Source organism: Paenibacillus humicus NBRC 102415, from assembly GCF_004000905.1.
GTDB lineage: Bacteria > Bacillota > Bacilli > Paenibacillales > Paenibacillaceae > Paenibacillus_O > Paenibacillus_O humicus.
In genome coordinates this window covers 22,846-39,867 of sequence record NZ_BIMD01000019.1, presented here as the reverse complement: position 1 = coordinate 39,867, position 17,022 = coordinate 22,846, and the positions used below count along the sequence as shown (strand labels likewise).

The 17,022-nt window shown below is 59.1% G+C and carries 20 protein-coding genes; 14 read left to right on the top strand and 6 right to left on the bottom strand.

The window, feature by feature from the left end; all coding sequences use genetic code 11:
- Nucleotides 1-50: 50 nt before the first annotated feature.
- A complete protein-coding gene (locus tag PHU01S_RS13340) occupies nt 51-908 on the top strand; it encodes a bifunctional 5,10-methylenetetrahydrofolate dehydrogenase/5,10-methenyltetrahydrofolate cyclohydrolase (RefSeq protein WP_127507976.1) in 858 nt (285 codons plus the stop codon).
- A 54-nt stretch (nt 909-962) separates the two neighbouring features.
- Here PHU01S_RS13340 and PHU01S_RS13335 read toward each other — a convergent pair whose 3' ends face one another.
- On the bottom strand, nt 963-1,358 hold the full coding sequence (locus PHU01S_RS13335) for a transporter (RefSeq protein ID WP_048744951.1): 396 nt from the start codon (nt 1,356-1,358) through the stop codon (nt 963-965).
- 38 nt (nt 1,359-1,396) lie between these two features.
- On the bottom strand, nt 1,397-1,720 hold the full coding sequence (locus PHU01S_RS13330) for a hypothetical protein (protein ID WP_021878787.1): 324 nt from the start codon (nt 1,718-1,720) through the stop codon (nt 1,397-1,399).
- Nucleotides 1,721-2,133: 413 nt separating this feature from the next.
- Between PHU01S_RS13330 and PHU01S_RS13325 the strand changes: the two genes are divergently transcribed.
- Complete coding sequence (locus PHU01S_RS13325) at nt 2,134-2,928, top strand: TerC family protein (protein WP_049868682.1); 795 nt, start codon at nt 2,134-2,136, stop codon at nt 2,926-2,928.
- Nucleotides 2,929-3,091: 163 nt separating this feature from the next.
- A complete protein-coding gene (locus PHU01S_RS13320) occupies nt 3,092-4,663 on the top strand; it encodes an ABC-F family ATP-binding cassette domain-containing protein (protein ID WP_048744948.1) in 1,572 nt (523 codons plus the stop codon).
- Between the two features lie 178 nt (nt 4,664-4,841).
- On the opposite strand, the gene PHU01S_RS13315 is transcribed toward PHU01S_RS13320, so the two are convergent.
- Nucleotides 4,842-5,165, bottom strand: a complete 324-nt coding sequence (locus PHU01S_RS13315) for a 2Fe-2S iron-sulfur cluster-binding protein (RefSeq protein ID WP_048745628.1) — start codon at nt 5,163-5,165, stop codon at nt 4,842-4,844.
- 148 nt (nt 5,166-5,313) lie between these two features.
- Here PHU01S_RS13315 and PHU01S_RS25780 point away from each other — a divergent pair, with 148 nt between their 5' ends.
- Nucleotides 5,314-5,466: a hypothetical protein gene (locus PHU01S_RS25780; RefSeq protein WP_157053987.1), complete on the top strand. Its 153-nt coding sequence runs from the start codon at nt 5,314-5,316 to the stop codon at nt 5,464-5,466.
- Between the two features lie 7 nt (nt 5,467-5,473).
- Here the strand turns inward: PHU01S_RS25780 and PHU01S_RS13310 are convergent, their stop codons facing one another.
- Together PHU01S_RS13310 and PHU01S_RS26330 are read right to left on the bottom strand one after the other, a co-directional pair.
- Entirely contained in the window at nt 5,474-6,046 is a 573-nt protein-coding gene (locus tag PHU01S_RS13310; RefSeq protein WP_049868683.1) for a GNAT family N-acetyltransferase, read from the bottom strand.
- Nucleotides 6,047-6,296: 250 nt separating this feature from the next.
- Complete coding sequence (locus PHU01S_RS26330) at nt 6,297-6,551, bottom strand: hypothetical protein (protein WP_021878780.1); 255 nt, start codon at nt 6,549-6,551, stop codon at nt 6,297-6,299.
- Between the two features lie 257 nt (nt 6,552-6,808).
- Here PHU01S_RS26330 and PHU01S_RS13300 point away from each other — a divergent pair, with 257 nt between their 5' ends.
- The 8 genes from PHU01S_RS13300 (at nt 6,809) to PHU01S_RS13265 (ending at nt 14,017) form a co-directional block, all read left to right on the top strand.
- A complete protein-coding gene (locus PHU01S_RS13300) occupies nt 6,809-7,801 on the top strand; it encodes an ABC transporter substrate-binding protein (RefSeq protein ID WP_246029226.1) in 993 nt (330 codons plus the stop codon).
- Nucleotides 7,802-7,968: 167 nt separating this feature from the next.
- Nucleotides 7,969-9,045, top strand: coding sequence for a FecCD family ABC transporter permease (locus PHU01S_RS13295; RefSeq protein ID WP_049868684.1), 1,077 nt, complete (start codon nt 7,969-7,971; stop codon nt 9,043-9,045).
- Nucleotides 9,046-9,048: 3 nt separating this feature from the next.
- Nucleotides 9,049-10,077 carry a FecCD family ABC transporter permease gene (locus tag PHU01S_RS13290; RefSeq protein WP_049868685.1) on the top strand — a complete coding sequence of 343 codons (1,029 nt, stop codon included), beginning with the start codon at nt 9,049-9,051 and terminating at the stop codon, nt 10,075-10,077.
- 267 nt (nt 10,078-10,344) lie between these two features.
- On the top strand, nt 10,345-10,653 hold the full coding sequence (locus tag PHU01S_RS13285) for a hypothetical protein (protein ID WP_048744150.1): 309 nt from the start codon (nt 10,345-10,347) through the stop codon (nt 10,651-10,653).
- A 226-nt stretch (nt 10,654-10,879) separates the two neighbouring features.
- Entirely contained in the window at nt 10,880-11,335 is a 456-nt protein-coding gene (locus tag PHU01S_RS13280) for a hypothetical protein (RefSeq protein WP_021878775.1), read from the top strand.
- A 531-nt stretch (nt 11,336-11,866) separates the two neighbouring features.
- Complete coding sequence (locus PHU01S_RS13275) at nt 11,867-12,769, top strand: aldo/keto reductase (RefSeq protein WP_127507972.1); 903 nt, start codon at nt 11,867-11,869, stop codon at nt 12,767-12,769.
- Between the two features lie 83 nt (nt 12,770-12,852).
- Entirely contained in the window at nt 12,853-13,428 is a 576-nt protein-coding gene (locus PHU01S_RS13270; protein WP_218032450.1) for a hypothetical protein, read from the top strand.
- A 49-nt stretch (nt 13,429-13,477) separates the two neighbouring features.
- A complete protein-coding gene (locus tag PHU01S_RS13265; RefSeq protein WP_164763064.1) occupies nt 13,478-14,017 on the top strand; it encodes a DUF2062 domain-containing protein in 540 nt (179 codons plus the stop codon).
- A 73-nt stretch (nt 14,018-14,090) separates the two neighbouring features.
- Here the strand turns inward: PHU01S_RS13265 and PHU01S_RS13260 are convergent, their stop codons facing one another.
- Nucleotides 14,091-14,789, bottom strand: coding sequence for an ArsR/SmtB family transcription factor (locus PHU01S_RS13260; RefSeq protein WP_127507966.1), 699 nt, complete (start codon nt 14,787-14,789; stop codon nt 14,091-14,093).
- Between the two features lie 91 nt (nt 14,790-14,880).
- On the opposite strand from PHU01S_RS13260, the gene PHU01S_RS13255 reads away from it, so the two are divergent.
- Both PHU01S_RS13255 and PHU01S_RS13250 read left to right on the top strand, forming a co-directional pair.
- Nucleotides 14,881-15,831: a DMT family transporter gene (locus tag PHU01S_RS13255; protein WP_127507964.1), complete on the top strand. Its 951-nt coding sequence runs from the start codon at nt 14,881-14,883 to the stop codon at nt 15,829-15,831.
- Between the two features lie 246 nt (nt 15,832-16,077).
- On the top strand, nt 16,078-16,575 hold the full coding sequence (locus PHU01S_RS13250) for a DinB family protein (RefSeq protein ID WP_049868693.1): 498 nt from the start codon (nt 16,078-16,080) through the stop codon (nt 16,573-16,575).
- Nucleotides 16,576-17,022: the final 447 nt, after the last annotated feature.

Here is a 17,022-nt window from a genome sequence, read left to right as displayed (position 1 = left end):
CCTTGCCTCTTTGCGTTTTTAAGCGGACAAAAAAAAGGAGAGCTGCAGAAATGCCGGAGCAAACGCTGATATTGGATGGGGCCCGAGTGGCCGGGGAAATCAAGGAGCAGTTGGCCAGAAGAGTCGAGGCGCTTGCCGCAAAGGGAGTCGTGCCGTGCCTGGTTACGATTCTGGTGGGGGATGATCCGGCTTCGGAGACGTACGTCCGCATGAAAGGCAATGCCTGCCGCAAGCTCGGCATGGAGTCCAAGAGGATCCATCTCGATTCGGGAACGACGACAGGCGAGCTGGTGGACGTAATCCGCGGACTGAACGAGGATCCTGCCGTTCATGGCATCCTGCTGCAGCATCCCGTACCGGAGCAGATCGACGAGAGAGAGGCGTTCGAGGCCATCGCGATCGCCAAGGATGTGGACGGGGTCACGGCGCTCGGCTTTGCGCAAAACGCCTTCGGCTACGCAGCCTACCCATCCTGCACGCCTGCCGCTGTCGTCGCCATTCTCGACTATTACGGCCTTCCGATCGAGGGCAGGCATGCCGTCGTCGTCGGACGCAGCCCGATTCTTGGCAAGCCGGTGTCGCTCATGCTCCTGAACCGCAACGCGACCGTGACCGTCTGCCATTCCAAGACGCAGCGGCTGAACGAGATCGTAGCGCTTGGAGATATCGTCGTGGCGGCCGTCGGCAAGCCGAAGTTCATTCAGGGAGAATGGATCAAGGCAGGCGCCGTCATTCTCGATGCCGGCTACAACGAAGGGAATGTCGGCGATGCCGACTACGAGGCCTGCGCCGTCAAGGCGAGCGCGATTACCCCGGTTCCCGCGGGCGTAGGTCCGGTTACGATTGCGATGCTGCTCAAGCATACGGTGGATGCGGCGGAGAAATCGACCGTTGAGGGCAAGCTGTAGGAATGGAAAAAAGGACTGCCGAGTTTCGCTCGGCAGTCCTTTTTTTCTTCCTCATTAACAGGTGAAGGACTCGACGCTCTGCAAATCCAGGCCGGAGAACGCCCAGCTGAACCCGGTCCAGCGGAAGCCTGCGACGGATGTGCGGCCGACAAAAACGGGGTAGAACCAGAAGCCGGGCCCGAACCGGGGCCAGATGTACGTGAAGCGGAAGGAGCAGCCCGAGATGGCGCCGGGATCAACGGCGAAGGCCGAAGCAAGCGGCTTTTGCGGCACTCCTTGAGGCGGAGGCGAAGAGGGAGGCTGAGCTCCGCCCGCCCCGGGAACACCGCCCGGCGTACCGCCCGGGAATCCCCCCGGGAAACCTCCCGGCGAACCGCCCGGAAACCCGCCCGGCGCACCTCCGGGGAAACCGCCCGGAAATCCCGGGGGCGTAGGAAGCATGAAACCCATGGTCAAAACTCCTTTCTGACGATGCCGACAGCATGAGGCTACAGCAAGGTGATGGCGAGCAGATCGAACAGCACAAGCGGCAGAATCACATTGTTGTAGTACGGGTTGACCGGTCCCGGCAGGAAGGCGCGGCTGCAGCCTTCATTGGAGAGACGGATGCAAAGGATGCTCTTGTGGCAATGGACGATGTAGCCTTCAAAGACGTCTCCGTCGATCGTCTCCACCTTGACGAGCCGATTCGCATGCTGCGAGCAGAGCTGATGCAGATGGCTCTTGACCGAACGCAGCGTATGGTCGACGTGGGCTTCGCATTTGTAGAACGGCGCCGCCGCCGCTTCCGTGTGGGAATAGGATGAGCTCATGAGGATGACCCTCCTTTGATTAAACCTGGGTTATCCTATGCAGATGCCTATGGCGAGGTTACGGGCAGACAGGAAATCCGGCATTCGGTCAGCCATTCGGCTTGCTCCGGCGATGGCGGATCCGAGCCTTGCCGGGCCCGTGACATTTTCCGAATAAAAAAGAAACCATCCGGGCCCATCCCCGTACTACAACAGACCAATCATTAAAAGCTGTTCGAACACGCAAAAGATAACCGGACTCCGAAGGGGAGTAGCTGCCACAGTAAAGTCGTCAATACGAGAGCCCGCTCTCCGGCTTTACTGGCAATGCCGAACCGCATTGTTAGCGAGACCTTTGTGCATCCGAGGCTTTCATGTCCTCGGGAGACAAGGGTCTTTTTGCGTTCGGCCCGCTCATCTGGAGGAGGAAGAAGATGGATTTCGCTTTATTGATGGAATATGGATGGGTGCTGCTCGTCCTCATTGCCCTGGAAGGACTGCTGGCGGCCGACAATGCGCTCGTGCTGGCGATCATGGTGAAGCATCTGCCGGAGAAGGAACGCAAGAAAGCTCTCTTCTACGGCCTCGCCGGAGCGTTCGTGTTCCGCTTCGCGTCCCTGTTCGTCATCTCGTTCCTCGTGGACGTATGGCAGGTGCAGGCGATAGGAGCGTTGTACCTTCTGTTCATTGCCCTCAATCATATTTTCCGTAAAGTCATGGTCAAAAAAGGCGAGCGGAACGCAGAGCCGCATACCGGAGCCAAGCCCAAGAAAGCCGGGTTCTGGCCGACGGTCATCAAGGTGGAGCTGGCGGATATCGCCTTCGCCGTCGACTCCATCCTGGCTGCCGTGGCGCTGGCCGTGGCGCTGCCGGCGACGAATCTGCCGAAGATCGGCGGCATGGACGGCGGCCACTTCGCCGTCATCTTCCTGGGCGGCTTCATCGGCCTCCTGATCATGCGCTTCGCTGCCAACTGGTTCGTCAAGCTGCTGGAGAGCAGGCCGTCGCTCGAAGTCGCCGCCTTTGTCATCGTCGGCTGGGTGGGCGTCAAGCTGGCGGTGCACACGCTGGCGCATCCCGCGCTGCATGTCATCCCGCATGACTTTGCCGAATCGACAGCCTGGAAGCTGACGTTCTATATCGTGCTTGTGCTGATCGCGGCCTGCGGCTGGTTCTTGTCCGGCAAGGCCAAGACGGAACGGCAAGCGGAGACGGGAAGCTCGATGTAACGCGACATTCATTCCGAGAGGCAAGGCCGGACCCCCACAGCGGCGTCCGGTCCTTTTTTTTCCTCATCGCGGCGGCCGCTCGGGAATATTCTCGCCTTCGCCGCCATTGCTGGTAGAATGAAGGGAGAGTCTCTAGTCGGGGGAATGGGAAAGAGGGGAAGAGATGAGCGTCATACGGCTTGAAAATGTCACGAAGAAATACGAGGATGCTCTTATATTCCGCGAAATTTATTTTCGCGTGAGCCAGGGCGAGCGCGTCGCCGTCATCGGGCGCAACGGCGCCGGCAAGTCGACGCTGTTCAAGCTGATCATGGGCAAGGATGAGCCGACATCGGGCAAGGTGGAGGTCGATCCGAAGGCGCGGATCGGCTACTTCTCCCAATTTTCGGAGATGAGCGGCAGCCTGTCCGTCCAGCAGGAGCTGGAGCTGTGCTTCGAGCAGGTGGCCCTGATCGAGCGGGAGCTGCAGGAGGTGGCGGAGAAGCTGGGCACCGTCACGGATGACGGCGAGATGGACCGGCTGCTGACGAGGCAGGCGGAGCTGTTCGAGCAGATGGAGCACCTGGACGGCTGGAACGTGTCCGTGGAGATCAACACGGTGCTGACGAAGCTCGGGTTCAACGACCGCTCGCGCCATCAGCCGGTGGACGAGCTGTCGGGAGGCTGGCGCAACCGCGCCGCTCTCGCCAAGCTGCTCGTGGAGCAGCCCGATGTCGTCCTGCTCGACGAGCCGACCAACTACCTGGACATCGAGGGAATCGCCTGGCTGGAGCAGTGGCTGTACCGGTTTGGCGGCGCCATGATTCTGATCTCCCATGACCGGCAGTTCATCGACAAGGTCGTCACGCGGACGATCGAGATCGAGAATTATCATTTCCAGGAGTATGAAGGAAACTACACCGACTACGTCCGCAAGAAGAAAATGCGCAAGAAGGAGCTTGACCGCCAGTTCGAGTGGGAGGAGGAGCTCCTGCTCATGGAGTCGGAAGCGATCGACAGCCGGGCGGAGCGCAAGTCGGCCAAGGACCGGCTGTCGCGCAAGCTGGCCGACAGCAGGAAGCGGATCGAGCCTCATCCCGTCAATGTGCTCATTACCGACATTTACGAAAGGCTCCGGTTCCCCGACAAGCTTGCGGAGGTCAAAGGAATCGGACAAGCCTATGACGGCCGGATCATCTTCGAGAACGTCAGCTTCGATATCCAGAAGGAAGACCGTCTGGTCATTACGGGTCCGAACGGAAGCGGCAAGTCGACGCTCATCAAGGCGCTTACGGGGCAGGAGAAGCCGGAGAAAGGCGAGGTGAGCTGGGAGAAGGGCGTCGGGTACGCCTACTTCAACCGCATGTGGGAGGAGCTCGATCCGAAGGATACCGTCAGCCATGCCGTGAACACGTATGGGCTCGGGCTGGACGCGCCGCGCAAGAAGGTGAACAAGTTCCTGTCGATGCTCCAGTTCTCGGAGGCGGATCTCAGCAAGGCGATCGGCAATCTGTCCGGCGGACAGAAGGCGAGGGTAGCGCTGGCCAAGTGCCTTCTGTCCGGCGCCGCCGTCATCATCCTGGACGAGCCGACGAACCATCTCGATCTGACGAGCATCCAGGTCATGGAGCAGGCGCTGATTCATTTCCCAGGCGCCGTCGTGACGGTCAGCCATGACCGCTTCTTCATCGACAAGATCGGCACGAAGATGCTGGCCTTCGATCCGGAGGCCGGGGTGACGATGCAGAATCTGTGAGGCGGGGCGGAAGGCTCCGAGGGCGGTCCGCTATTTTGGGCGGCAAGGAACGAGCTGCAGCAGAAGCCCGCCCCTGGCAGGCGAGCGCATAAAGGCCAGGCGGAGTCCTCGGGGGACTCTGCCTGGCCTTTTTTGTGGACTGAACTCATGGGTCAACAAAACAATGCGGAGGCCCCGTTCAGTCCTGGGGACGCGGCCCGGGCTCCAATCCCGTCGAAGAAGCCGTCTTGATCAGCCGGAGCTCGAGGTCGTTCTCAAGTCTGATCTGGCAGGACAGCCGAACGGCCGGGTCCTCGATGCCTTTGTTCCTCAGGGTCGCTGCTTCCGCCTCTCCCATCTCCGGGGCGTCTCCGGACAGCACTTCCACGGCGCAGGTGGTGCATCGGGAGTTGCCGCCGCAGCGGTGAAGCATATCAACCCCGTTATCCTCCAGCGCGAGCACGAGCTTCGTGCCTTCGCTCGCCTGAAGAGCTTCTCTTCCCTCGATTTGAATCGTCGGCATGGGCGATTCCTCCTTTATCGTTGCGTCTCTACTACATTCAAGCTCCATGCCCCGGATACCTGCAAGAATGCCTTGAAAAGATCTCTTTCGCTCCGTCCGTCATGGAACTATTCGGCAAGGAGAGGAGGGCTGGGCCGAGGTCGTCGGCTTGCCGATGCTGCAACCGGAGGAGCGCAGCCAGCTTCGCACGACGTCCAGAGGCCTCGGGGAGACGATGCTGGCGGCGCTGGATGGCTGCAGGACGCAAAAGCCGTGCCTGGTCTCGATGGAGACGGGCACGGCTTTTTTCTTGCAGGGATGAAAGGACTTCAATCCTCGGCGGACTGCTGCCCCTCCTCCGGCTCCTCCCGCACGATGGCAAGCGTCACATGATCCTCCCAGCGGCCGTTGATCCTCACGTTTTTGCGGGCCAATCCTTCCTTCTGGAAGCCGGCCTTGGTCAGCACCCGGATAGAGCCTTCGTTATGCGGCATTACGCCTGCCTCGAGGCGGTGAAGATCGAGCTCGCCGAAAGCATACGGGACGATAAGCTGCACCGCTTCGGTCATGAGCCCCTTGCCGTTATGCTCCCGATCAAGCATATAGCCGAGCCATGCGCTCTGGAGGCTGCCGCGAGCCACCCCGGACAGCGCGATCGTCCCGATCACCTCCGACGCTCCCCGCGGCCGGATCAGCAAATGATAGCCTTGGTCCTGCTCGCGCTGCTTCATGGCGCCGGCGATTCTAACCTCCTGCGCTTCCAGCGTGTAGAACTGATCGTTCTTCGTCCCCGAATACAAGCGAAAAAAATCCTTGTTGCTCCGCTCAAGCTTCAGCAAGGCAGGCGCATCCTTCTCCTCGACAAAGCTTAGCTCGATGCGGTTCCCGTTCAGCGTCGACATTGAAATCCCCCTTGGAATGAAAAAGCTCCGAGGCTGCCCTCCCCTGCGGCAGGAAGCCGCAGCATTGGAGCCCCGCAGCATAAGCGATGCTTGCTGAATCTGAACATGGAGCCCCAATGCCCGAAACGGAACGCATGAACAGAACAGGATAGCAAAGAAACCAGGAAACGATTATTCTGCTCGTCCATGTTTTGCGTCCTTGCATGCTCGATATCTTATTTATTGAGTATAAACACGTGAAAATCTCAGATCAATCCCGGATATCCGGCCTCTCGAGCTGCAGCATCCGCATGTATTGGAGCAGCGGTCGGATATGGACGGCATCGTGATCGGATTTCCGCTCCAGGGGGTCGCCGAGCAGCCGCTTGATAGGCTTATGCGGCCGCCGAACCTTCTTCGTGTCGAATTCGGCTGCGTTGTTTGGCGTCCATGGAAGCCTCCTTAAGGTGGAATGGGTTGAATTCGGGCTGCAGCCATTGTAAGCCCTCGTTATTTCGTCAGGCATCGAATGATGATTGCGGCTTGAAGTACGGATTCTTTGCGGAGGGACGGGATCTGTTTCTTTTTGGACACAATATTTTATGGAAATAAAGCAAATAGGTTGATCTATTAATTGATATTGATTATCATTACTAACTGAGGGTTTAAATGCCTGTCTATCCGGATTGGATATCGGCAGGAGCGACTGACCAGTCATGAATGGCGAATCGGGCAAGCCGGCAATGCAGGCGGCATCGGTTCCATCATCAAGGAGGATATCCCGTGGTAAAAAGCAAACTGAAAGTTCCGGCGCTGCTGCTCAGCATCGCATTCATGTCCATGCTGCTCGCAGCCTGCGGAAGCGGCAATCATTCGAACACGGCGGCAGGCAACGACGCCTCGCCGCCGCCAGCCTCGACGGCTCCGGCCGCATCGCCCGCTCAAACCAAAATGACGGACGGGCTCGGCCACGAGGTCGAAGTGCCGGCCGATCCGCAGCGCATCATCGCTTCCTACCTGGAAGACTACCTGGTGTCGCTCGGCGTGAAGCCGGTAGCCCAGTGGTCTGTCGCCAACGGCACCCAGGAGTACCTGCAGGATTCGCTGAAGGATCTCCCGACCATTCCGTACGATCTTCCGCTTGAAGCGGTGACCAGCTTCGATCCCGATCTGCTCATCATCGGCTCCAACAGCGCCGTCGAAGGCGGCAAGTACGACCAGTACGCCAAGATCGCCCCGACCTTTGTGCTCGGCGACGAAGTGAACAACGACTGGCGCAAGGCGCTGCTGAAGATCGGCGAGGTTCTTCACAAGAGCGACGAAGCCCAAAAAGTGCTGGACGACTACGAGAAGAAAGCTGCAGACGCCAAGGCGAAGCTTGAAGCTGCGATTCCGGGCAAATCCGTTGCCGCCGTCTGGCTCGTCCAGGGCAAATTCTACGTCGTCAGCGACAAGCTGTCGAGCGGAGCGGTGCTCTACAAGGATCTCGGCCTGAAGGCGCCGGAAGTCGTCAAGGAGATTTCCGCCTCGGGCGCAGGCAACTGGAACGCCATCTCGCTGGAGAAGCTGGCCGATCTGGATGCGGATTACCTCATTCTCGTGAACAGCGACAAGGACTCCGGATCCGCCGCGTTGAATGACGCCCTGTGGAAATCCGTGCCGGCCGTCAAGAACGGCAACGTATATGAATATCCGAAATCGTCCAGCTGGCTCTACTATGGTCCGGTTGCCAGCTCGCAGATGGTCGACAATCTGCTTAAGGATATCGTAAAGTAAGAACGAATAGAGAAGAGGGAGCCGCGGCTCCCTTTTTTCGCTTGGAGCCTTGTTTATCAAAGCCTCCGAGCTCCGTTTATCAACGCGGAAGCTCGCCGCGGCCATGCGGAAGGCCGGCTGGGAGGCCGGATGGCCTGAAATTATACGCAGACTGGGGAATCGGGACTATGGCAGCAACGACACGCAAGGGAAGGGACGGCGGACAGCCTGCCGGCAAAAAGGCGGACGACGCCCTGCATAAGCTCCATTCCAGGCCAAGGACGGCAATTGTCCTGATTGCTGCCGGTGCGGCGGCGCTTCTGTTCAGCCTGGCGCTGTCGGTCTCGTTCGGCGCGATGGATATCAAGTTCCGGATGGTATGGGAAGCAGTCTTCCATTACAACCCCGACTTGAAGGAGCATCAGGTTATTCAGGAGCTGCGCCTGCCGCGTGTGCTCGGATGCATGCTCGTCGGCAGCAGCTTCGCGGTTGCAGGAGCGGTCATGCAAGGAATGACGCGCAATCCGCTGGCGGATTCAGGCCTTATCGGCCTCAATTCGGGAGCGACTTTTGCGATCGCGCTCTGCCTCGCCTTTCTGCCCGGCCTTCCGTACCGTTATGTCGTGCTGCTGGCTTTTGTCGGAGCAGCGCTGAGCGCGGCATTGGTCTTCGCTCTCGGTTCATCCGTCCGCGGAGGGCTGACGCCGACACGGCTCGTTCTCGCCGGCGTGACGCTCTCGGCGCTGCTGACGGCTCTCAGCGAGGGCATCGCGCTGTACTTCCGCATCGGCCAGGATTTGGCCTTCTGGTTCGCGGGAGGGGTCGCCAACATGCGCTGGCTGGAGCTGAAGGTCATGACCCCATGGATCGCCCTTGCGCTCGCTGGAGCCATGGGGCTCTCCCGCTCGATTACGATGCTGAGCCTCGGCGAAGAGGTGGCCCGGGGACTGGGCTTGCGCTCCGGGCTGGTTAAGGGGCTTGGCCTCGCCATCGTCGTCGTGCTGGCGGGGTCGGCAGTGTCCGCCGTCGGCGCCGTCTCCTTCGTCGGGCTGCTCGTGCCGCATCTGGCGCGCAAGCTTGTCGGCGTCGATTACCGGTGGATCATCCCGACCTCGGCGGTGCTTGGAGCGCTGCTCGTCGTGCTGGCCGATCTGGCGGCAAGGACGGTCCATCCGCCTTTCGAGACGCCGATCGGAGCGATGATCTCGCTGATCGGCGTTCCCTTCTTCATCTATCTGGCCAACAAAGAACGGAGGGAGCTGTAGACGATGGGCGCATTCATGTCCGAATCGGAGCGGCGCAAGCGCAGGAAAGCCTGGCTGGTCGCCGCCATCCTGAGCGCGGCGATCGCCGTTGTTTTTGTCGTCAGCATGAACACCGGGGTGATCCGGCTCTCTCCGATCGATGTGCTGCGGACGCTGGCCGGAGGCGGGACGGAGCGTCAGCAGCTTATTCTGTTCGACTTCCGCCTGCCGCGGATCGTCATCTCCTTGCTGATCGGAGCCGGCCTGGCGGTATCCGGCGCCGTGCTGCAGGCGCTCTCGCGCAACGCGCTCGCGGATCCCGGAATCATCGGCATCAATTCGGGGGCGGGGCTGATCGTGCTGCTGTTCATCGCTTACTACCCGGCGCCGGCTGCAACTCCGGCCTACCTGCTGCCTCTGCTGGCCTGGGCGGGAGGAGGAGCCGCCGCCGCGCTCGTCTTCCTGCTGTCGTACCGGAGGCATAAGGGGCTGTCCTCGAACCGGCTCATCCTGAACGGCGTCGCCGTCAACTCCGGCTTCGCCGCGGTGACGATCGTCGTCTCCCTGCGGATCAACCCGGAGCAGTACCAGTTCGTTGCGACTTGGATGGCCGGCAGCATCTGGGGCAAGGACTGGAGCTACGTGCTGGCGCTGCTGCCGTTCATTGCGATCCTCCTGCCCTATGTCTTGTTCAAGTCCCGGACGCTCAATGTGCTCAACCTGGGCACTCCGATGGCTACCGGGCTCGGCGCGTTCGTGAGCCGGGAGCAGGTTCTGCTCCTGGCCGCCGCGGTCGGGCTGGCCGGATCCTGCGTGGCCGTCAGCGGCAGCATCGGATTTGTCGGCCTCATCGCCCCGCATCTGGCCCGCCGTCTTGTCGGGCAGCGCTATCAGGCGCTGCTCCCGGTCACGGCTCTGTCCGGAGCGCTGCTCGTCATGGCTGCCGACACAATCGCCAAGGTGATTCTGCAGCCTGCGGAGATTCCGACCGGCATCATCGTGGCGGCAGTCGGCGCCCCGTATTTTCTTTATTTGCTGTACCGCTCGAAGTAGAGGCATGTTCAGCTTATTCAGCAGCAGCCGGCCGGAATGGTTCCGGCTTTTTTTATGCCTGCAGGTGGATTGCGAAGCAGAGCAGACTCTCTATCTTTATGAGTAGGCGTATATACCTATTAATTTTTATTATATCAATATATTAATATAAATATTTTCGCTTAATAACAAGGAATTTATCTAATTTGGAAATATATATCGACAAATTACTACCTTAGTCCTATACTAAATTCATATTTGGAAGAATAAAACAGTGGGGGTATTACTATGCGCATTCGTTTGAAAAATGCAGCAGGCGGGATTAAGGATGCAAAAGTCGGATTTAGCTGGACGACCTTTTTCTTTGGCTTTTTCCCGGCTCTTTTCAGAGGCGATTTGAAGTGGGCTGTCATCATGTTCGTCGCATCGGTTGCGGTCGGCATTTTTACATTAGGATTTGGCGCTTGGGTACCGGGAATCATCTTTTCCTTCATTTACAACAAAATGTATATTAAAGAGCTTCTGGAGAAAGGGTACCACCCTGCCGATCAGCACTCTCAAAACGAGCTGCAGTCCAAAGGCATTATTGCGGCTTAATTCGTGTTGGGGAGCGCCGATTGTCAAGCCGTCTTTAACCTATAGCGAAACCCAGGGTTGATCCGGCAAGCAGCTGCTCCTCCATTCCCTGATCGTTGAAGGCCTCTGCTCTCGAGCAGGGTCTTTTTTTTCATGAATCGGCTTAGGCAGACGATCCGCGAAGAATAAGTCGGGCCGGCGATGGAAATCATTTGGTTAGCTTCGCTCAAAGAAAGGAGGACTTCCCATGAAAATCACTTTTTTGAAGTTGATGGCGTTCATCGCCGTTGTCTTGTTCGCCGTTCCAGCCCAGGGCAGCGCCCACGCTGCCAAGGACCCCATCCCGATGCTGCAATCGCTGTCCCAAGTGTCGGCCAATCAGATTCGGATCACCTACGACCGCAGCGTGGATGTCGTCAAAGCCATGCAGCCGTCCAACTACTGGGTTCAGAGCACGACGGACGCAGCGCCGAGCGGCATCGCTACACTCGGCAAGGATGACAAAGTAATGCCGGATAATGCCCTGACTGCAAGCCAGGTTTCGATCAATCCGGTCGACGGCCAGAACAAAAGCTTCGTCCTGACCTTCAGCCAGGCCATTCCGGCAGGCCAGTCCTACAGGCTGATCATTTGCTTCATCACGGTTCCCGGAGGCGCGCCTTACAGCGGCGACAACGGAATGGCCGTATTTACGGGGAAATAGCCTGAATGGAACAGGCGGCGGCCAGCTTTAGGCCAGCTCTCTTTCCGGCTCCAGGCTTCATCCTTATCCAGGAAGAGCCCTTGAATCGTATTCAAGGGCTCTTGCCTATGTCCGGTTCCGCCCGCAGCCCTCATTTTCCATTTTTCCGCTCTTGCCGACGGGCAGCCAATTCCGTTCGCATGGGCCTATCGAATAAGCTTCATCCTTTGACTGCAGGTCGACAATCAAATTTACAAAGCCGACCCTTTCGCTGGATACTTGAATAAATCAGAGTCAATTAATCGGGATTGAGGAGCGCGTCACGCCTTTTCAAAGGAATCAAGAAAACTGCTTTTGCGCTAGCGGAGCCTAGCCGGAACATTCCGGCAGCGCCAGGAAAACCGTCCATGCCGGCGTAACAGGGCGGATGGGAAGAGAGCCGGACGGAGCTGCCGCTCGTCTTGAACGTAGAGGAAACGGCGGCGTGCGGCGCTTGAGTTCAAATGGTATGCTGGAGGCCTAGAGAGGCGTCTGAAGGGAGAGGAAACGGACATGAAAAAAAACCGAATCGGTTCATCCGGTCTGCTCGTCGGCGAGATCGGCCTCGGCTGCATGTCGCTAGGCACGGAGGAGGGCAGGGCGGTCTCGCTCGTCCATGAGGCGCTGGAGCTCGGCGTCAGCCTGCTGGACACGTCGGATCTGTACGATGCCGGGCGCAATGAGGAGCTGGTCGGCCGGGCGATCAAAGGACGCAGAGACCGTGTCATCCTCGCCACGAAGGTCGGCAACCGGCGTTACCCCGGGCAGGAGGGCTGGACATGGGATCCGTCCAAAGCCTATATCCTGTCCGCTGTGAAGGAGAGCCTGCGCAGGCTTGGCACGGATTATATCGATCTGTACCAGCTCCATGGAGGGACGATCGAAGACCCGATCGATGAGACGATCGAAGCGTTCGAGCAGCTGAAGCAAGAGGGAGTCATCCGGGAATACGGCATTTCCTCGATCCGGCCGAACGTCATCCGGGAATATGCCGCACGCTCCTCGATGGCCAGCGTGATGAATCCTTACAGCATCGTCGACCGCCGTGCCGAGGAAGAGGTTCTGCCCCTTCTGCAGGATCGGGGCATCTCCGTCATCGCCCGCGGTCCGCTCGCGAGCGGAGCGCTTGCTGCAGGCCGCCGGCCGGCCAAGGGCCTGGCGGATTACAGCCTGGACGAGCTTGGCGAGCTGCGGAGCGGATTGGAACGGCTGGCGGCTCCGCAGCGGAGCATGACCCAGCTGGCGATCCGCTACTCGCTGAGCCATCCGGCCGTCGCCGCCGCCATTCCGGGAGCGAGCTCGCGGGAGCAGCTGCTGCAGAATATCGCCGCTGCTGAGGTGCCGGAGCTGACCGAGGAGGAAGTCGGAATCATCCGGGGACTGAGCAAGGCGAATGTCTATGCTCAGCATCGGTAACAAGGCGCGACCTGAACGATTCAGAGAGGAATGAGGGAATGGGGTCTTTTTTCAGCAATATCAAGCTTGAAATCCCCCGTACCATGACGTTGGCCGAGCTCGAGGAAGCGTTGGACGCCATCATGGACGGACGGAGTTATGAACGGAGCGGGGCGCCTGCCGACCGGGCGATCCATGTGGCCTGGGATCGGAACGGCAAGTGGCTGACCATCTACGACGAGGGCAACGCTGCCGGCGATTGGGACGAGCTGGACGGCATCGCGGGGGAGCTGTCGCTTCGCGCCGGCACATACGCCGTGAGCAATACCGTACTGGACAGCGATCTGCTTCGGATGAGGCTCTTTGAGCAGGGCCGGGCATCGGATATATACATCAATGATCCGGAGCTCTACAACGAGATGATGAATGAAAGCTGCGACAGCAAAGGAGAGCTGTCCAAGTGGCTTCCGCTCCTGAAGGAGGGGCCGGACGAGCTGCTGCTGGCTGGGATTTGGGAGAAGGAAGAGGTTTTCGCCGAGGATAAATTGGCCTTGTTGGCCGATGCCTACGGATGGTCGGCTGCGGCTTCCGGCATGGGATTGTCGGAGTGGGAAGAGCTGGGGCAGGATCATGCTCCTGCCGTTCTTCGCCTTTATTTCCGGGAGGTACTCAGGAGCTGACCGCTTGCTGTCCTCTAATTCAATATGCGGATACATAGGAGGGATTTGGATGCGGCTCCGTCGCTGGAAACGAAATTTAGCCTATCACGGCATTCGCTTGCTTCGGCAGCGGCAGGGATCCCACCGGATCTCGCTTGGCGCCGTTCTGGGATTGCTGCCCTGCTGGTACCCGACCTTCGGAATCGGTCTCGCGCTGTCGCTCGGTCTGATCCGCCTGTTCCGCGGCAATGCCGTCTCCGGAATGCTTGCGGCTTCCGTCGGGACCTTCCTGTGGCCGATTCTCTTCTATGCCAACTACCTTACGGGACAGCTGTCTAGGGAGCTGTTCGCCCGACCGGCCGAGCCGGAATTGGCCGAGCTTCTCTCCGAGCCGGCCGCGGACATCAGCTACGAGGAGACGGCCGACAGCCTTGGCGCGCTGAGCGGCATCGGCGTTGATTTCCTGATCGGCTCCGTGCTCAACAGCATCGTCGTTTCCGCCGCGATGTATGGCGTGCTGCGAATTCTCTGGACCCGGTACCGTCTTTCGTTGCTGAAGCATGTGCGTGCCCGCGCCGCAGGTGCGATAGCCGTGATGGCCGAATCCTGAGTGGAACCGAAAAGACGAAAGACGGCGCCGCGGACGGCGCCGTCTTTTTTATAGGGGGATTGCCGCCATGCTCCTACGCAAGCCCTTCCAACCCGAACGTATCCGCCAGGCCTCTTCTGCCTGCCTCGGTCACACGTACCGCTCGGCCTCCCGGTATCCGCTCCAGCCATTGCAGCTCCAGCAGCTTCGAGGCGATGGCGGCGCCGAGGCTTCCCGCCAAGTGATGGCGCCGCTCGCTCCAATCCAGGCATTTCCGGGCATAATGCCGGCGCTGGCCTGCCGGAGGATCGACCCGGACTCCAAGCATGAGCAGCTTCTGCCGGCCCGACTCGGCAAGCGCGTAATCAGGACCGGAATCATTCAGGAAACCCAGGGCAAGCAGACGGTCCGTCAGCGCGACCCCGACCTTGCCGGCGAGATGGTCGTAGCAGGTGCGGGCATGGCGCATATGCCTCTGCTCGTCCGACTCGCGCAGCGACTTCACGGCCTTGGCCGGCGCGATGACGAGCATGGCCTCCAGCGCTTGGCCGACCTCCGGACCGGCCAGCCGGTAATAGCGATGGCGTCCGGAGGCTTCCTGACGGAGCAGACCGCCCTCCACGAGCTTGGCTAGATGCGCGCTGGCCGTCGCTTTCGATACCTGCGCCGCCTGGGCGAGTTCTCCGGCAGGCAGCGATTTTCCTCCCATCAGGCTCATCAGCATCGCCATGCGGGAGGCGTCTCCGATCAGAGCGGCAATTACAATCATGTCGGGAAGCCGGGTGCTGTCCATATTCCTCTCTCCTTTGCATGCATCGTTCGACGGCGGACGAATCAACCCCATGCTACCATGATTGCATCCGAAACATAAAGGAGCAGCCGGCATGAATCGTTATCTGTACGGGGCGCTAGTCCTTCTCGCCACCTTCCTCATGGGATCCTCGTTCTCGGTCGGCAAAATCGGACTCGCCCACGCGTCGCCGCTGCTGCTGGCGGGATTGCGCTTTACGCTCGCCGGCCTGCTGATGGCGCCGTTCTTATGGCGGAAGCCGCTGCCCGGCAGGCTGTCCGATTGGGCCAAGCTCGCGGCGATCGGACTGTTCCAGACGACGGGGGTCATGGGCTGCATCTTCCTCAGCATGCGGACGATTTCATCGGGGGAGACGTCGATTCTGACCTTCGTCAACCCGCTGCTTGTCATCGTCCTCGGCTCGTCCTTTCTCGGAATGCGCTATCGGCTCGCCCAGTGGCTCGGGGTGCTGATCGGAGCCGCAGGCGTGTTCATCTCCCTGGGAGGCTTCCGCATGCATGCGGCCGAAGGGACCTGGCTGGGCCTCGGAGCGGCTTTGTTCTGGGCGGCCGCCACGCTTATGGCCAAGGCATGGGGAGCTCTGTTCAACAGCTGGATCCTGACGGCGGGACAAATGCTGTTTGGCGGCGTGATGCTGCTCGCGCTGAGCTTCCTGGCCGAGCCGGTCTCTCTGGACCTCAATCCATCCTCGCTGGGCGCGCTGCTGTATTTGGCCGTCATGGGATCGATCGTCCAGTTCGCCTCCTGGTACTATGTGCTGAGCCGCAGTCCCGATCCCGGCAAGACGAGCTCGTTCCTGTTCCTTGCGCCGCTCTTCGGCGTTCTGTCCGGACACTTCATTCTGGGGGAAACCGTCCAGCCGGCTTTGTATGCGGGAGGCGTCTGTATTCTGGCCGGCATTTTCCTGGCCAATCGGACCGATTCCGCCGGCAATCCGCCGCTGCGGCGGGGGAAGGAGCCTCTCATGCATCGGAAAGGAAAGGAAAGGAAAGGAGCAATAATCCGACAAAATAGATCGGAATAATGTTGACAATGGCGGGCGGGAGCTGTAGACTCTCTGGTGGACGCCGCTGTCATCCTATAGCAGGGTCTGCCCGGCGAGATTCTTGGCCATTCCCGCAGACCGCACCGTCTTCTGATATTCTCCCCGGCACGGCAGTTCCGTACGGGGGATTTTTTCGTTCAAGCTGCCTCGGAATTATACAAACGTATGTTCCTGTGGTAAGATGAATGCATACATATAGTTTGCGGGTTAAAGGAGTTTTGTTTCATGAATGACATTTCAACTGTTCTGGATGAATTCGAATCGGCCTCGAAATGGGCACGGAGCCTTGACGTCGCCGGGCACGCTTGGAATCGCCCGATTGCGGAGGGCAAGGCCACGATCGCAGGAATCGTCTCTCATTTGCTCAATTGGGACCGTTATCTGATCATCTATACGATACCCTCGGTCTTAAAGGGAGAGGATATCCTTTTCCCCGAGTTCAACGCCTTCAACTTGTCGGCCTACGAGTATGCCGAATCCGGGGTGAAGCAGGAGCGGCTGCTCGCGGAATTCGCCGATACGCGCATGGAGCTGTGCGCCCTGCTGCGCTCTATCGGAGAAGCAGATCTGCTCCGGGCCGTATCCGTCAACGGAGCCTCCCACTGCCCGCATACGGGCAGCCCTTACTCTCTGCTCTACGTTATGGGAGAATTCGTCGACCATGACCGCCATCACCAGAAACAGATCGAGCTCGCGGCTTCAGCCCGCTCGGTGAGCAGCTAGAGCCAGCCGCCGCATGCCGGCATCGCGGCTGATGCGGACCTTGTTCCCGTAACGGCCGCTTCCAGCTTGGCCGTTACGGCGGGAATTTCGCGCCCAAAGACACCTTCAACAACCTCTTGAAGGTGTCTTTGGGCTTTGCTCCTGGCATGAGCTTCATCTCTTAGGAAAAAAATCGAAAAAATTCCTTCTCATACTCATCAATATCTTTAGCGTTGGTTAAATTTTTATCTGGGCTCGGAATATTTATAATGATCGAAAGATGCCAAATCTGAAATGTCCTTTTCTATTTAATATTCTAGATTTTGACCAACTATATTTAAATCGGTAGTTATCGAAAAGCATTATGATAGTGCTAAAGCCACACCTATTGATAGATTCGCTTTCGATTTCTATCAGAACACCAAATATACTTACCGAGGTGCTGATGCTGTAGACAGCGACTCGGTA

Bases quoted from the DNA above. Each gene is read 5' to 3' on its own strand.
- PHU01S_RS13340 (WP_127507976.1), top strand. From the start codon at position 51: ATGCCGGAGCAAACGCTGATATTGGATGGGGCCCGAGTGGCCGGGGAA.
- PHU01S_RS13335 (WP_048744951.1), bottom strand. From the start codon at position 1,358: ATGGGTTTCATGCTTCCTACGCCCCCGGGATTTCCGGGCGGTTTCCCC.
- PHU01S_RS13330 (WP_021878787.1), bottom strand. From the start codon at position 1,720: ATGAGCTCATCCTATTCCCACACGGAAGCGGCGGCGGCGCCGTTCTAC.
- PHU01S_RS13325 (WP_049868682.1), top strand. From the start codon at position 2,134: ATGGATTTCGCTTTATTGATGGAATATGGATGGGTGCTGCTCGTCCTC.
- PHU01S_RS13320 (WP_048744948.1), top strand. From the start codon at position 3,092: ATGAGCGTCATACGGCTTGAAAATGTCACGAAGAAATACGAGGATGCT.
- PHU01S_RS13315 (WP_048745628.1), bottom strand. From the start codon at position 5,165: ATGCCGACGATTCAAATCGAGGGAAGAGAAGCTCTTCAGGCGAGCGAA.
- PHU01S_RS13310 (WP_049868683.1), bottom strand. From the start codon at position 6,046: ATGTCGACGCTGAACGGGAACCGCATCGAGCTAAGCTTTGTCGAGGAG.
- PHU01S_RS26330 (WP_021878780.1), bottom strand. From the start codon at position 6,551: ATGCCTGACGAAATAACGAGGGCTTACAATGGCTGCAGCCCGAATTCA.
- PHU01S_RS13295 (WP_049868684.1), top strand. From the start codon at position 7,969: ATGGCAGCAACGACACGCAAGGGAAGGGACGGCGGACAGCCTGCCGGC.
- PHU01S_RS13290 (WP_049868685.1), top strand. From the start codon at position 9,049: ATGGGCGCATTCATGTCCGAATCGGAGCGGCGCAAGCGCAGGAAAGCC.
- PHU01S_RS13285 (WP_048744150.1), top strand. From the start codon at position 10,345: ATGCGCATTCGTTTGAAAAATGCAGCAGGCGGGATTAAGGATGCAAAA.
- PHU01S_RS13280 (WP_021878775.1), top strand. From the start codon at position 10,880: ATGAAAATCACTTTTTTGAAGTTGATGGCGTTCATCGCCGTTGTCTTG.
- PHU01S_RS13275 (WP_127507972.1), top strand. From the start codon at position 11,867: ATGAAAAAAAACCGAATCGGTTCATCCGGTCTGCTCGTCGGCGAGATC.
- PHU01S_RS13270 (WP_218032450.1), top strand. From the start codon at position 12,853: ATGACGTTGGCCGAGCTCGAGGAAGCGTTGGACGCCATCATGGACGGA.
- PHU01S_RS13265 (WP_164763064.1), top strand. From the start codon at position 13,478: ATGCGGCTCCGTCGCTGGAAACGAAATTTAGCCTATCACGGCATTCGC.
- PHU01S_RS13260 (WP_127507966.1), bottom strand. From the start codon at position 14,789: ATGGACAGCACCCGGCTTCCCGACATGATTGTAATTGCCGCTCTGATC.
- PHU01S_RS13255 (WP_127507964.1), top strand. From the start codon at position 14,881: ATGAATCGTTATCTGTACGGGGCGCTAGTCCTTCTCGCCACCTTCCTC.
- PHU01S_RS13250 (WP_049868693.1), top strand. From the start codon at position 16,078: ATGAATGACATTTCAACTGTTCTGGATGAATTCGAATCGGCCTCGAAA.